At 54.7% G+C, this 14,175-nt stretch carries 12 protein-coding genes; 7 read left to right on the top strand and 5 right to left on the bottom strand.

Annotated elements, in window-relative coordinates; all coding sequences use genetic code 11:
* The first annotated feature begins 144 nt into the window (after positions 1–144).
* The 6 genes from dapA to ypfH all read left to right on the top strand — a co-directional run bounded on the left by dapA (position 145) and on the right by ypfH (position 6,660).
* A complete protein-coding gene (gene dapA / locus N1249_RS15845) occupies positions 145–1,023 on the top strand; it encodes a 4-hydroxy-tetrahydrodipicolinate synthase (protein WP_014071284.1) in 879 nt (292 codons plus the stop codon).
* 16 nt (positions 1,024–1,039) lie between these two features.
* A complete protein-coding gene (bamC, locus tag N1249_RS15840; RefSeq protein WP_259830923.1) occupies positions 1,040–2,074 on the top strand; it encodes an outer membrane protein assembly factor BamC in 1,035 nt (344 codons plus the stop codon).
* Between the two features lie 109 nt (positions 2,075–2,183).
* Complete coding sequence (gene purC / locus N1249_RS15835) at positions 2,184–2,897, top strand: phosphoribosylaminoimidazolesuccinocarboxamide synthase (RefSeq protein WP_259830921.1); 714 nt, start codon at positions 2,184–2,186, stop codon at positions 2,895–2,897.
* Positions 2,898–3,017: 120 nt separating this feature from the next.
* Entirely contained in the window at positions 3,018–3,887 is an 870-nt protein-coding gene (locus N1249_RS15830) for a neutral zinc metallopeptidase (RefSeq protein WP_259830919.1), read from the top strand.
* Between the two features lie 3 nt (positions 3,888–3,890).
* Entirely contained in the window at positions 3,891–5,891 is a 2,001-nt protein-coding gene (locus N1249_RS15825) for a tRNA(Met) cytidine acetyltransferase TmcA (RefSeq protein ID WP_259830917.1), read from the top strand.
* 73 nt (positions 5,892–5,964) lie between these two features.
* Entirely contained in the window at positions 5,965–6,660 is a 696-nt protein-coding gene (ypfH, locus tag N1249_RS15820; RefSeq protein WP_217187393.1) for an esterase, read from the top strand.
* A 48-nt stretch (positions 6,661–6,708) separates the two neighbouring features.
* Here ypfH and N1249_RS15815 read toward each other — a convergent pair whose 3' ends face one another.
* The 3 genes from N1249_RS15815 to N1249_RS15805 are packed head-to-tail and all read right to left on the bottom strand — an operon-like array spanning position 6,709 to position 8,419.
* Positions 6,709–6,906 (bottom strand): YpfN family protein, encoded by a 198-nt coding sequence (locus N1249_RS15815; RefSeq protein ID WP_014071278.1) that lies wholly within the window; start codon positions 6,904–6,906, stop codon positions 6,709–6,711.
* 25 nt (positions 6,907–6,931) lie between these two features.
* Positions 6,932–8,059, bottom strand: coding sequence for a succinyl-diaminopimelate desuccinylase (gene dapE / locus N1249_RS15810; protein ID WP_259830914.1), 1,128 nt, complete (start codon positions 8,057–8,059; stop codon positions 6,932–6,934).
* A 3-nt stretch (positions 8,060–8,062) separates the two neighbouring features.
* Positions 8,063–8,419, bottom strand: coding sequence for an ArsC family reductase (locus tag N1249_RS15805; RefSeq protein ID WP_259830912.1), 357 nt, complete (start codon positions 8,417–8,419; stop codon positions 8,063–8,065).
* 385 nt (positions 8,420–8,804) lie between these two features.
* Here N1249_RS15805 and ypfM point away from each other — a divergent pair, with 385 nt between their 5' ends.
* A complete protein-coding gene (gene ypfM, locus N1249_RS15800) occupies positions 8,805–8,864 on the top strand; it encodes a protein YpfM (protein ID WP_015572204.1) in 60 nt (19 codons plus the stop codon).
* A 170-nt stretch (positions 8,865–9,034) separates the two neighbouring features.
* On the opposite strand, the gene acrD is transcribed toward ypfM, so the two are convergent.
* Complete coding sequence (acrD, locus tag N1249_RS15795) at positions 9,035–12,148, bottom strand: multidrug efflux RND transporter permease AcrD (RefSeq protein ID WP_259830904.1); 3,114 nt, start codon at positions 12,146–12,148, stop codon at positions 9,035–9,037.
* 201 nt (positions 12,149–12,349) lie between these two features.
* Positions 12,350–14,044 (bottom strand): nitrate/nitrite two-component system sensor histidine kinase NarQ, encoded by a 1,695-nt coding sequence (gene narQ / locus N1249_RS15790; protein WP_259830903.1) that lies wholly within the window; start codon positions 14,042–14,044, stop codon positions 12,350–12,352.
* Between the last annotated feature and the right edge of the window lie 131 nt (positions 14,045–14,175).

Raw genomic sequence — 14,175 nt, 5'->3', positions numbered from 1 at the left:
CCCGTTCTTCCTTTGCTTGGTTAAGTCTTCCTAAGGAAAGCATAAAAAAAACATGCATACAACCGCCTGAGAGCCTCAGGTCGCTTGCTTTTATTACAGTTCCAAACGTAACATTGAGGCTCTTGTTCGCACAGAGGATGGCCCATGTTCACGGGAAGTATTGTCGCGCTTGTTACACCGATGGATGAAAAAGGTAATGTCTGCCGGTCAAGCATGAAGAAGCTCATTGATTACCATGTCGCCAATGGAACCTCGGCGATCGTTTCGGTAGGGACTACCGGTGAATCTGCAACGCTGAGCCATGAAGAGCACGGCGATGTGGTTATGCTGACCCTGGAGCTGGCCGATGGACGTATTCCGGTCATCGCAGGAACGGGGGCTAACGCAACTGCAGAAGCTATCAGCCTGACCAAACGTTTTAACGACAGCGGCATTGTTGGCTGTCTGACGGTAACGCCATATTACAACCGTCCTACTCAGGAAGGTCTGTTCCAGCATTTCAAAGCCATCGCTGAACATACTGACTTGCCACAAATTCTGTATAATGTGCCGTCCCGTACCGGGTGCGATATGCTGCCGGAAACAGTTGGCCGCCTCTCGAAAGTAAAAAATATTATCGGGATTAAAGAAGCGACCGGGAACTTAAGTCGTGTTCACCAGATCAAAGAGCTGGTTTCAGATGACTTTATCCTGCTGAGCGGTGATGATGCGACCTCGCTGGACTTTATGCAGCTGGGTGGCCATGGCGTGATTTCCGTAACCGCTAACGTTGCGGCACGTGATATGGCCGAAATGTGCAAACTGGCTGCGGCCGGTCATTTCGATGAAGCTCGCGTGATTAACCAGCGTCTGATGCCGTTGCACAATAAATTATTTGTCGAACCCAATCCGATCCCAGTGAAATGGGCTTGTAAGGAATTGGGACTTGTAGCGACCGACACGTTGCGTCTGCCAATGACACCGATTACCGACCACGGTCGCGAAATCGTTGCAGCAGCGCTGAAACATGCCGGTTTGCTGTAAAGTTTAGGGAGATTTGATGGCTTATTCAGTACAGAAGTCGCGCCTGGCGAAGGTTGCGAGTGTTTCGCTTGTTATGCTGCTCGCTGCCTGTAGCTCAGATTCACGCTACAAGCGCCAGGTGAGCGGTGATGAATCCTATCTGGAAGCGACACCGCTTGCTGAACTTCACGCACCCGCGGGAATGATCCTGCCGATTCAGAACGGCGATTATAATATCCCCGTGACCAACGGGAGTGGTCAGGTCGGTAAAGCGCTCGATATTCGTCCGCCAGCTCAGCCTCTGGCTCTGGTGAGCGGGGCTCGTACCCAGTTTACCGGTGATACGGCTTCTCTGATGGTTGAAAACGGTCGTAACAATACGTTATGGCCGCAGGTCGTTAGCGTGATTCAGTCGAAGAACTACACGATTGCGAAACGCGATGACGCCAGTCAGACGTTAACTACTGACTGGGTTGACTGGAACCGTCTGGATGAAGATCAGCAGTACCGTGGTCGTTATCAAGTCTCCGTTAAACCTCAGGGTTACCAGCAGGCTGTTACTGTTAAACTGCTGAACCTGGAGCAGGCTGGTAAGCCGGTTGCCGATCCTTCCTCAATGCAGCGTTACAGCACCGAAATGCTGAACGTTATCGCGTCCGGGCTGGACAAAAATGCGACCGACGCTGCTAACGCCGCGCAGAGCCGCAACGGTGCAACCTTCGACGTTCAAAGCGCCGCAGATGATACCGGTCTGCCAATGCTGGTGGTGCGTGCACCGTTTAACCAGACCTGGCAGCGCCTGCCAGCAACACTTGAAAAAGTGGGCATGAAAGTGACCGACAGCACCCGCTCAACGGGTAGCATGACGGCAACCTACAAGCCGCTGTCCGATAGCGCATGGCAGGAACTGGGCGCACACGATCCAGATCTGGCCGCGGGCGACTACAAAATTCAGGTAGGTGACCTCGATAACCGCAGTAGTCTGCAGTTTATTGATCCGAAAGGTCACACGCTGACCCAGTCGCAGAATGATGCGCTGGTCGCGGTCTTCCAGGCTGCATTCAGCAAATAAAAAAGAGGGCTGGTTAATCCAGCCCTTTTTATTTTAGTGCTACGCAAACGTGTGCGTGGCATAATATCCCCAGTTTTGAACACAAATCATCACACCAGGAGTAATGAAGATGCAGAAGCAAGCTGAGTTGTATCGTGGCAAAGCGAAAACCGTATACAGCACGGAAAACCCGGATCTGTTGGTGCTCGAATTCCGCAATGATACGTCAGCAGGGGATGGCGCGCGCATTGAGCAGTTCGACCGTAAAGGCATGGTAAACAACAAGTTCAACCATTTCATTATGACCAAACTGGCCGAAGCGGGCATTCCTACTCAGATGGAAGCGTTGCTGTCCGACACGGAATGTCTGGTGAAAAAACTGGATATGGTGCCGGTTGAGTGTGTTGTGCGTAACCGTGCCGCGGGCTCCCTGGTGAAGCGTCTCGGCATTGAAGAAGGTATCGAGTTGAACCCGCCGTTGTTCGACCTGTTCCTGAAAAACGATGAAATGCACGACCCGATGGTCAACGACTCTTACTGCGAAACCTTCGGCTGGGTGAACAAAGAGAACCTGGCGCGCATGAAAGAGCTGACCTACAAAGCCAACGACGTGCTGAAAAAACTGTTTGATGATGCTGGCCTGATCCTGGTCGACTTCAAACTGGAATTCGGTCTGTTCAAAGGCGAAGTGGTGCTTGGCGATGAATTTTCTCCGGACGGCAGCCGTCTGTGGGACAAAGAAACGCTGGATAAAATGGACAAAGACCGTTTCCGTCAGAGCCTGGGTGGCCTGATTGAAGCCTATGAAGCGGTTGCTCATCGTTTAGGCGTTAAGCTCGACTAATCCCTGCCTCTGCCAAAGGATGTACGCATCCTTTGGCGTCTTACCTTTGTTTCCTATGGTAATCTTGCCGTTAACCGCCTACGATCATAGCTATTGTTAATGGAATAGTTCGAGGTGGTTATGCGCTGGCAAGGGCGTCGTGAAAGTGACAATGTAGAAGACAGGCGCAGCAGCGGCGGCGGTGGCCCGATGATGGGGGGCCCCGGTTTCCGTTTACCGGGCGGGAAGGGCGGCATTATTTTGCTGGTCATCGTGCTGGTTGCGGGCTATTACGGCGTCGATCTTACCGGTTTAATGACCGGGGAACCGTTACAACAGCAGCAACAAACTCAGCGCTCCATCAGCCCGAATGAAGATGAAGCCGCTAAATTCACCTCTGTGATTCTGGCGACCACGGAAGATACCTGGGGCCAGCTTTTCGACAAGATGGGGCGTACCTATCAACAGCCAAAACTGGTGATGTACCGCGGTGCGACACGCACCGGATGCGGCACCGGCCAGTCGGTGATGGGGCCTTTCTACTGCCCGGCTGACAGCACCGTCTATATTGACCTCTCTTTCTACGATGACATGAAACGCAAGCTGGGCGCCGATGGCGATTTTGCCCAGGGCTATGTCATTGCCCACGAAGTGGGGCATCACGTGCAAAAACTGCTGGGAATTGAACCGAAAGTCCGCCAGCTGCAACAAAATGCCTCTCAGGCGGAAGTGAACCGCCTCTCCGTGCGTATGGAGTTGCAGGCAGACTGCTTCGCGGGGGTCTGGGGCCACAGTATGCAACAGCAAGGTGTGCTGGAAGCAGGTGATTTAGAAGAGGCGTTAAACGCCGCGCAGGCCATTGGCGACGATCGTCTCCAGCAGCAAAGCCAGGGCCGTGTCGTGCCGGACAGCTTCACGCACGGGACATCCGAACAGCGCTACACCTGGTTTAAGCGCGGTTTCGCCAGCGGCGATCCGGCGCAATGTAATACCTTCGGCAAAGCACTGTAAGACATGCCTTTTGAACGTCTGACTGGCCAGCTACAGCGCCGGGGGCATCGTCACCTGGTGGTGCTGAGCGGTGACCAAAACTGGACGAAGGAGCAGGCGCTGGCCTTACGCGAACAGCTGCGGGGAGACTGGCTGTGGGTGGGGCAACATGCGCCGGTTGAGCCGCACAGCGTGCCTGATGCGTTAAGCGGGCTGCTGGGGCGGGAGTTTCTTCATGCCATCTTTGATGCCCGCAGCGGCTTTGACGTATCGGCTTTTGCCGCGCTGAGCGGCACGTTACGTGCCGGTAGCCTGCTGGTATTACTTCTGTCGCCGCTTTCCACCTGGGCAGAGCGGTCAGACGCCGACTCTCTGCGCTGGAGCGACAGCGCAGATCCCATCGCCACCCCGCATTTTGTTCATCATTTTAGCCGGGTCATCGCGGCCGACCCGGATGTGGTGTTATGGCAGCAGCACCTGCCATTGCATCTCAGCCCACTTCCCCCGTCGCACGACTGGCTTGCGGCTAACGGTGAGCCGCAGCGTGAACAGGCTGCGATCCTGACACAACTTCTGGCGATGAAAGAGGGTGTTGCTGCCGTCACGGCAGCGCGTGGGCGCGGGAAATCCGCCCTTGCGGGGATGCTCCTGAACAGCATAGCCGGTAGCGCCATTGTGACCGCGCCCGCCAAAGGGGCAACGGACGTCATCGCCCGCTTTGCCGGTGATAACTATCGCTTTATGGCTCCGGATGCACTGCTGGCCTCCCGCGTTCAGGCCGACTGGCTGATCGTTGATGAAGCAGCAGCCATTCCGGGTCCACTCCTTGAAAAGCTGGTGCGACGTTTCCCCCGCGTATTGCTCACTACCACCGTTCAGGGCTACGAAGGAACGGGCAGGGGCTTTTTACTGAAATTCTGCGCCCGGTTTAGCGGGTTGCAGCGCTTTACGTTATCCACCCCGATCCGCTGGGCGGCAGGCTGCCCGCTGGAGCGAGTCGTCGCAAAAGCCTTGCTGTTTGATGACGCGCTTATTGATCGTGTTCCCAAAGGCGCGGTGCGCATCAGGGCGTTAGAGCCTCAGGCGTGGGAAAGCCATCCGGAATTAACCGCCAGCGTGTATGAACTGTTATGCGCGGCACATTACCGTACCTCTCCGCTTGATTTACGCCGCATGATGGACGCGCCGGGTCAGCATTTTACAGTGGCAGAAACCGATGATGCCATCGCCGGGGCGTTGTGGCTGGTGGATGAGGGCGGGTTAACGATCGGGCTTAGCCAGGCCGTCTGGGCGGGATTTCGGCGCCCACGCGGTAACCTTGTCGCCCAGTCTCTTGCCGCACATGGCGGCTCTCCTCTGGCTGCCACGCTCATGGGCAGACGGGTCACCCGAATTGCCGTCCACCCTGCTCGCCAGCGCGAAGGCATCGGACACGCGCTTATTCACAGTGCAAAACAGCACGCGCATCAGGATTACCTGTCGGTCAGTTTTGGCTACACCGAAGAACTTTGGCATTTCTGGCAGCAGTGCGGTTTTGTGCTGGTACGAATGGGCAGCCACCGCGAGGCCAGCAGCGGCTGTTATACGGCGATGGCGTTACTGCCATTAAGCGACGCGGGGCATCAGCTCTGCGCTAAGGCGCATCGACGGCTTTGCCGGGATGCACGCGTGCTGTCGGCCTGGAATGCGGAACAGATCCCAGTGGAAGAGCGCTGGGAAGCTACCCTTAATGATGACGACTGGCTGGAGCTGGCAGGGTTTGCCTTTGCCCATCGGCCCTTTTCCACATCAGTGGCCGCCTTAACGCGTCTGTTGCTGACGGTTGAAGCCCCGCTCCCGGCGCTGCGCGGCAAAATCGAAGGGCGAAAGGATGATGCCACGCTCAGTGCTGAACTGGCGCTCAGCGGGCGAAAAGCGCTACTGGTCACGCTTCGCGCTGAAACGGCGCAGATGCTGGAATATCTGGACTCCGGGCGCTGCCAGCGGCTGAAGCGCGACGTTTTGCAATGGCAATTTTTTCAATGACTTCTTCAGTAAAGTGGCATGGTCATTACCCCCGAGAGGCGTAGAATCCAGGTCATCAATTAAGGAGACCGCCATGAAACACGACCATTTTGTTGTTCAACGTCCTGACAAACCGGCTAAACAGCTACTGCTTCTGTTTCATGGTGTGGGTGATAATGCCGCCAATATGGGTCAGATTGGCAGCTGGTTCGCGCCGCTTTTCCCGGACGCGATGATTATCAGTGTCGGCGGTGTTGAGCCGTGCGGCCCGAACGGACGGCAGTGGTTCTCCGTGCAGGGCGTGACCGAGGAGAATCGTCAGGCGCGTATTGATGCCATTATGCCAACCTTTATTGAAACGGTTCGCTACTGGCAGCAAGAGAGCGGTGTGGGCGCTGAGGCCACTGCGCTTATCGGTTTCTCTCAGGGGTCGATTATGTCCCTTGAGAGCGTCAAAGCGCAGCCAGGACTGGTATCCCGTGTGATCGCCTTTAACGGCCGCTTTGCCACCTTACCGCAAAGCGCCACCACACAGACCACTATCCACCTTATTCACGGTGGCGAAGACCGGGTGATTGAGCTTTCTCATGCGGTAGCCGCGCAGGAAGCCCTGATCCGCGGTGGCGGTGATGTGACGCTGGATATCGTTGATGATCTGGGCCACGCTATTGACGATCGCAGTATGCAGTTTGCGCTCGACCATTTGCGCTATACCGTGCCGAAGCACTACTTCGATGAAGCGCTGAGCGGCGGTAAGCCGAATGACGACGATATAGTCGAGTTTATGTGATGAAATTCAGCGCTCTGCCCACAAGGGAGAGCGCTGAGATTGAGAGGATTACTTCTTCTGGTCTTTGTTCGGCCAGTTGTCGTCATCATCCCATTTGTCGTTAAAATCACGGTGTGGCGGGAGTTCCGGCTTGTTAGCAAGGAACTTTTTATGGTCAACACGTTTCAGATCTTTAATGACGTTGAGTAACACGCCGACCAAAAAAACCAACACCAGGATCCACCAATATTTTGCCAGCCAGTCCATTCGCTATTCCTTCTCAGAGCAATCGTCAGGCGACGAGTTGCTCCATGATACGTTGATACATGCGGGCCAACAGCTGCAAATCTGCCGCATTTACACATTCATTAATTTTATGAATGGTGGCATTCACCGGGCCCAGTTCTACAACCTGCGCACCCATCCGGGCGATAAAGCGCCCGTCGGATGTTCCGCCGGTCGTCAACAGTTGTGGCTTTATTTCATTATAGTGCGCGATAGCGTTCACCACCGCATCCACCAGTTTCCCGCGCTGCGTCAGGAATGGCTGACCCGAAAGCCACCAGTCGACGGTGTAGCGCAGTGAATATTTTTCCAGCAGCGCCACGACGCGGGCTTTGATCATCTCGTCGGTCAACTCGGTGCTGAAGCGGAAGTTGAACTGCACGTAAAAATCACCCGGAATGACGTTGTTGCTGCCCGTGCCAGCCTGCACGTTGGCAATCTGCATACTGGTCGGCGGGAAGAATTCATTGCCTTTATCCCACTCAATCGCGACCAGCTCATTCAGCATCGGCGCGGCACGGTGAACAGGGTTGTCAGCAAGGTGCGGATAAGCAACATGCCCCTGGACGCCATGAATGGTCAGATTACAGGTCAGCGAGCCACGACGGCCATTTTTCACCACATCACCGACCACTTCGGTGCTGGATGGCTCACCCACCAGGCAGTAATCCAGGCGCTCGTTACGCGCCATCAGCGCTTCAACGACCTTCACGGTACCATTGTGCGCGCTGGCTTCTTCGTCAGAGGTGATCAGAAACGCGAGGCGGTTTTTATGGTTCGGGTGCTGGGCAACAAAGCGCTCTGCTGCAACGACCATTGCCGCCAGCGAGCCTTTCATGTCTGCCGCGCCACGGCCAAACAGCATTCCGTCGCGGATAGTCGGTTCGAACGGTGGGTTGATCCAGCGGTCTGCATCCCCGGCGGGTACCACATCGGTATGCCCGGCAAAGGCCAGCGTTTCACCCTGGCCGCGCCAGGCCCAGAAGTTCTGCGTATCGCCAAAATCCATACGTTCGACGGTAAAACCGATCGCACGCAGGCGCTCAATCATTAATGCCTGACAACCTGCGTCGTCCGGGCTGAGGGAAGGACGGCGAATAAGCTGCTGAGTCAGCTCAATGACCGGGCATGACATAGACTACACCTCAACGAAAAAAGTCTGATAAAGAGAATCACTAAAGCCCAGCAGCATAGGCTGCCCGGGCGCGCAGAGCAATGGGCGTTTGATAATTGCTGGCATTTCCAGCATTAGTTTGGCCGCGCTGGTCGCATCGTTGATACTGGCACGCAGCGATTCGTCCAGTTTTCTCCAGGTGGTGCCCCGGGTATTCAGCAGTGCTTCCCAGCCCAGTTCACCGATGGCGGTATGCAGAAATTCTGCATCAAGACCGTCGGCGCGGTAATCATGAAAACGATACTCCACACCGTGGGTTTCCAGCCAGCGGCGTGCTTTTTTGATGGTGTCGCAATTTTTAATGCCGTACATCACAACCATGTTGAATCCTTTTGTTCTTATGATGAGTAAACGTTCAATTATTTCGAAGATATATCCTTAAATGGAATATAACACATTCAGGATATCGCTGATTTACAATTCTTCTTAATTCAACTCACACCTGTAAGCTGAATATTCTTTCATCATTTAAGCATAGATGTCCATATTATTTAAATTCCTAATAAAGTCAGCGATTAATTTAATTCTCACCCGCCCGTATGGTTATTTCAAAATATTGCTATTGGTCACATAAAATTTAAGGCTCTGCGCTCATATTTAGCCTAAGTCCTGATGAGAAGCGGGGCTTATCACAGTAATTGGTTAAAATGTCTTCACAGTGATGATGGGTTTACGTAGAATGCGCATAATAATAAGAGAGGTAGTTATGATTGAACGTGAACTGGGGAACTGGAAAGATTTTATCGAAGGTATGCTTCGTAAATGACTTTCAGCAGAAATTGCAAGAGCACTAAAATAACTAAAATAACCATAGTGTGAATTAATCACACAATAAAAAGGCGGCCTTAAGAGCCGCCTTTTTTATACCTTTCATATGGCATGATCTGCACACTGCCCGCCATACAACCCGAATTATTTCAGGTAGGTTACATTGCGTTATTCAGGACGCGCCTTCAGCGGGAAGCGCCGACGCACCAGCACAAAGAACAGCGGAACAAAATAGATGGCCAGGATGGTGGCTGAAATCATGCCGCCCATCACGCCTGTCCCGACCGCATGTTGGCTGCTGGAGCCTGCGCCTGAGCTGGTCGCCATCGGCAAGACGCCGAACACAAACGCCAGTGACGTCATCAGGATCGGGCGTAAACGCTGACGGCAGGCGTGCAGCGTGGCCGACATCAGATCGTGGCCTTTGGCATTCATCTCGTTGGCAAACTCAACAATCAGAATGGCGTTTTTCGCGGACAAGCCAATCACGGTGAGCAACCCGACCTGGAAGTAGACATCGTTTTCCAGCCCGCGCATCCAGGTTGCCAGCAGGGCACCAATCACGCCAAGCGGTACAACCAGCATGACGGAGAACGGCACAGACCAGCTTTCATAGAGAGCGGCCAGGCAGAGGAAGACCACCAGCAGCGAGAGTGCATAAAGGGCAGGGGCCTGGGCACCAGAGAGCCTTTCCTGGTAAGACATCGCCGTCCACTCAAGACCAAACCCGCTCGGGAGCTGCTGCACCAGTTTTTCCATGGTGTCCATCGCGGTCCCTGTACTGACGCCCGGTGCGGCTTCACCGACTATTTCTACCGCCGAATAACCATCGTAACGCTCCAGGCGCGGAGAGCCACTTTCCCAGTGCGAGCTGGAGAAAGCAGAGAAGGGCACCATGCTGCCGGCATTGTTACGCACAAACCAGCGGTTGATATCATCCGGCAACATTCGGAACTGCGCATCGGACTGGACGTAAACCTTTTTCACACGTCCTCTGTCCATAAAGTCGTTCACGTAGCTGGAACCCCACGCCGTTTGCAGCGTGTCGTTAATATCGTCGATGGAAACACCCAACGCCTGCGCCTTACGCTGGTCAATATCGACCTGGAGCTGCGGGCTGTCATCAAGGCCGTTATGACGAACACGGGTCAGGGTGGCGTCTTTACCTGCCAGTTCAAGCAACTGGTCACGCGCGGCCATTAAGGCCGTGTGTCCGGCACCGGCATGGTCCTGAAGCTCCATATCAAACCCGGCGGAGCTACCCAGCCCGCTGATGGCCGGTGGGCTGCTGGCAAAGACGCGCGCTTCCTTAATTTTATTAAACGCTTTGGTGGCGCGTTCGATAATGGCAAACGACGTGCCCGTTTTCGTGTCGCGCTCATCCCAGTCTTTCAGGCGCACGAACATGCGCGCCACGTTTTGACCGTTGCCGCCAGGCCCGGAGCCGACGGTTGAAAACACCGACACCACGTTGTCTTTCTCTTTGGTGAAGAAGTAGTGCTCAACCTTTTCGACCACTTTCAGCGTCTGCTGTTGTGTTGCCCCGCTGGGCAGCTGCACGGATGTGGTGAACATACCGCGGTCTTCCATCGGCAGGAATGACGTGGGCAGATGCAGGAACAGCCAGACCATTCCGCCCAGCAGCACCACGTAAATCATCATCCAGCGCAGGCTTCGGTGCAGCACCCGGCCAACACCTGCTTCATAACGTGCCGCGTTACGGTTAAACATGCGGTTAAACCAGCCGAAGAAACCTTTCTGGCCGTGATGTTCACCTTTATGCAGCGGTTTGAGGATCGTGGAGCATAAGGCCGGGGTGAGGATCATCGCCACCAGCACCGAAAGCACCATTGCCGAAACGATGGTGATGGAGAACTGGCGATAAATTGCACCGGTTGTGCCGCCAAAGAACGCCATCGGAATGAATACCGCCGAGAGCACCATCGCGATACCCACCAGCGCGCCCTGAATTTGTCCCATCGATTTACGCGTGGCGTCACGCGGCGAAAGCCCTTCCTCACTCATGATTCGCTCGACGTTTTCGACCACCACGATGGCGTCATCCACCAGCAGGCCTATCGCCAGCACCATCGCAAACATGGTCAGGGTGTTGATACTGTAGCCAAACGTGTAAAGCACCGCGAAAGTACCCAGCAGCACCACCGGCACTGCAATGGTCGGGATAAGCGTGGCGCGGAAGTTTTGCAGGAACAGATACATCACCAGGAACACCAGCGCGATGGCTTCGAGCAGGGTTTTCACCACGTCCTCAATTGAGGCCTTCACGAAGGAAGTTGTTTCGTAGGCGACTTTGTACTCCAGCCCGTGCGGGAAATACTGCGAAAGCTCGTCCAGACGATCCAGTACCAGCTTCGCGGTGGCCATTTCGTTCGCCCCGGACGCCAGTTTAATCCCCAGGCCGGACGCCTGATTGCCGTTAAAGCGGCTCAGGTAGTCATACTTTTCCGCCCCCATTTCTACCGTGGCGACATCCCCCAGGCGTACTTCAGAGCCGTCCTGATTCACGCGCAGCGTAATATTGCGGAACTGGTCAGGCGTTTGCAGCAGCGACTGCGAGTTGATGGTGGCGTTCAGCGCCTGCTTATCAACAGAAGGGGTTCCGCCCAGTTGCCCGACGGCGATTTGGGCGTTCTGGGATTTGATGGCGTCGGTGACGTCTGTCGCGGTCATCTGGAAGCTGTTCAGCTTGTTGGGATCCAGCCAGATGCGCATGGAATATTGCGAGCCGTAGGCATCGATATCGCCGACCCCGTTGATACGGCTAATAGGATCCTGAATATTACTGGCAACGTAGTCCGCAATATCCTGCTTATCCATTGAACCATCGGTGGAGACAAACGCAATGGTCAGAATGTTGGTATCACCGGTTTTACGTACCGTGACCCCCTGGTTCTGAACTGCCTGAGGCAGCTTACGCATGGCCGATTGCAGCTGGTTTTGTACCTGCTGGACGGCTTCATCCGGGTCCGTACCGGCGGTAAAACTCAGGGTGACCGTCGCCTGCCCGGTGGCGCTACTTTGTGAGGACATGTACATCAGGTTATCGAGACCGGTCATGTTCTGCTCGACGACCTGCGTCACGGTATTTTCCAGCGTCTGTGCCGACGCACCAGGGTAGTTTGCCGTGATACGTACGTTTGGCGGTGCCAGATCGGGATATTGCTCAACAGGAAGTGAAGTAATTGCCAGGACGCCAGTCAGACACAAAATAATTGCCAGCACCCAGGCAAAAATGGGGCGATCGATAAAGAAATTCGCCATGAAAATGTGACCTCTTTTTGCAGCACGTCATTATTGTATATTGCCCGCATCACTCTAGCGGTAAGGCGAGAGCCAAACGTGGAGAAATAAAGGAGATATTGTAAATTATCATGCCCTTTTACAGCGTTGCTCCCCGCAGGCGTAACGGCAAGTATCACGCATGACAGTGGCATGAGAGTGACAATAGTCTTTAATTTACCGTTATTTACCCGCAAGGCTCATCGGCGTTCTGAATGTTACGCTGACCTGGGTTCCGCCATTCGGCGGCTGAGAAAAGTGCAGGGTGCCGCCCAGCCTGCCTGCGCGTTCGCGCATAATGTTCAGCCCGTAGTGTCCTGGCGGCTCGCTTGCCTCGCCAATACCAATCCCGTTATCGCGAATATTCACGCTGTGCGTACCGTCAGTGGCGGTCACACAGCTGACGGTTATCTCGCTCGCCTGGGCATGTTTAATGGCATTCAGCACCGCCTCACGGACTATCTGTAACAGGTGCACCTGTTTTTGCGCATCCAGCGCCAGCGAAGACAGACGGCAGTCGAGGATCAGTCTGGCCTGCGTCTGGCTTTGTAAGCTATCCAGCGACTCCTGTAACGCCCCCGGCAGGTTGGCGTGGTTAAGCGTCAGGCGGAAGGTGGTAAGCAGCTCGCGCAGCTGATGCCACGCATTGTTTAGCTCGCGGGAAAAGTCAGAAATAATGGTTTGCGCCGGGGCGTTCTCTTCCGGCACGGCGTGCCTGAGCAACGTCAGCTGGATACGTAAATAAGAGAGCACCTGCGCCAGCGAATCGTGCAGCTCGCGAGCGATGGTGGCGCGCTCCTCCATTAACAGCAGCTGTTGATAATGTTTTTGCGCCTGGTTGAAGTAAAGCCCGCGCCCCAGCATCGTGGCCACGCTTTTCATCAGCGGTACCAGAACCGCCCCGGTTTCGCTTTGCCAGCGCAGCTCGCCGTAAAGGGTATCCTGCATCAGCACCGGCAGATTTTGCATCTTAAGTGCCTCCTGCTCACTGCCTTCGCAAAGCTGCCAGTCGTCGCTGGTGCGCAGCTCCAGATAACTCATCTGCGTGTACTCATGCACAATCTGCAAAATATGGCGGAAGCAGTGGCTGTCTATCTGGCCGGTATTCAGTGCCTGTGAACACTTAAATAACATTTCGAGCTGCTGGTGGGCTTCATTAAGATGTTGGGTTTTTTCCGCAACCGAGTGTTCCAGAGAACGATACAGCGAGTGCAGCTCTGCCGACATATGGTTGAACGCGCGGGATAATTGGCCCAGCTCATTAGGCAGGTGGGTATTAGAGACAGGGGTACTGAAATCGCCCTGTTCAATACGTTCACTCGCCTCAACCAGATGGTTCAGCGGTGCCACAACCTGACGGCGGATGCCCCGCAGGGTAATGAGGGCGAGCAGTAAAATACCCAGCCCACCGGCAAGCGAAATCAGGATAACCAGCTGGATCTTGTGTTCCGTATAGTGCTGAAGCGCCAGCACAAAGGCGTCGATACGGCCGACAAAGTCCTGAATATGCGTCTGATACCAGGCGGTGTCCCCGTTTGCTATCTGCCGGTCCATCTCTTGCCAGGCAAGATGCAACTGTTGGTAGCGTTGTTTAACGTTGTCCGGCACGTACCAGCGGTCGAGCTTTTGCAGCGCGGGCGCACTCAGCGTTTGTTGCCAGGACTGACGGTGTTTTTGCAGCTCCGGGCTTGCCCGCTGCATTTCGTAGCCCAGGCGATAGCTCTGCATTCGCAGTGAGCCCGCAATGTTAATGGCCTCGGCGTCACGCTGACTGCTGGCAAGCGTCAGCAGCGCGATGGCGCTGGTGAAAACGGACAACAACACTATCGAAAAAAAAGCCCGAGCCAGGCTTCTGGAAACAGGTCGTTTAACGGTCACAAAACAGCTTCCTGAAAATAAAGGTAATCAGATGAAACGCAATTTCATCCCGAATGAAATAAATTGATCTGCCACAGGTTCACTGTAAATAGTTTGGCTTCCTGGGCATTTGAACATTGCCTGATAACACC

The sequence above is a fragment of the Enterobacter sp. CP102 genome, from assembly GCF_025152625.1.
Lineage (GTDB): Bacteria > Pseudomonadota > Gammaproteobacteria > Enterobacterales > Enterobacteriaceae > Enterobacter > Enterobacter soli.
This window is presented reverse-complemented; position numbering and strand designations above follow the sequence as displayed.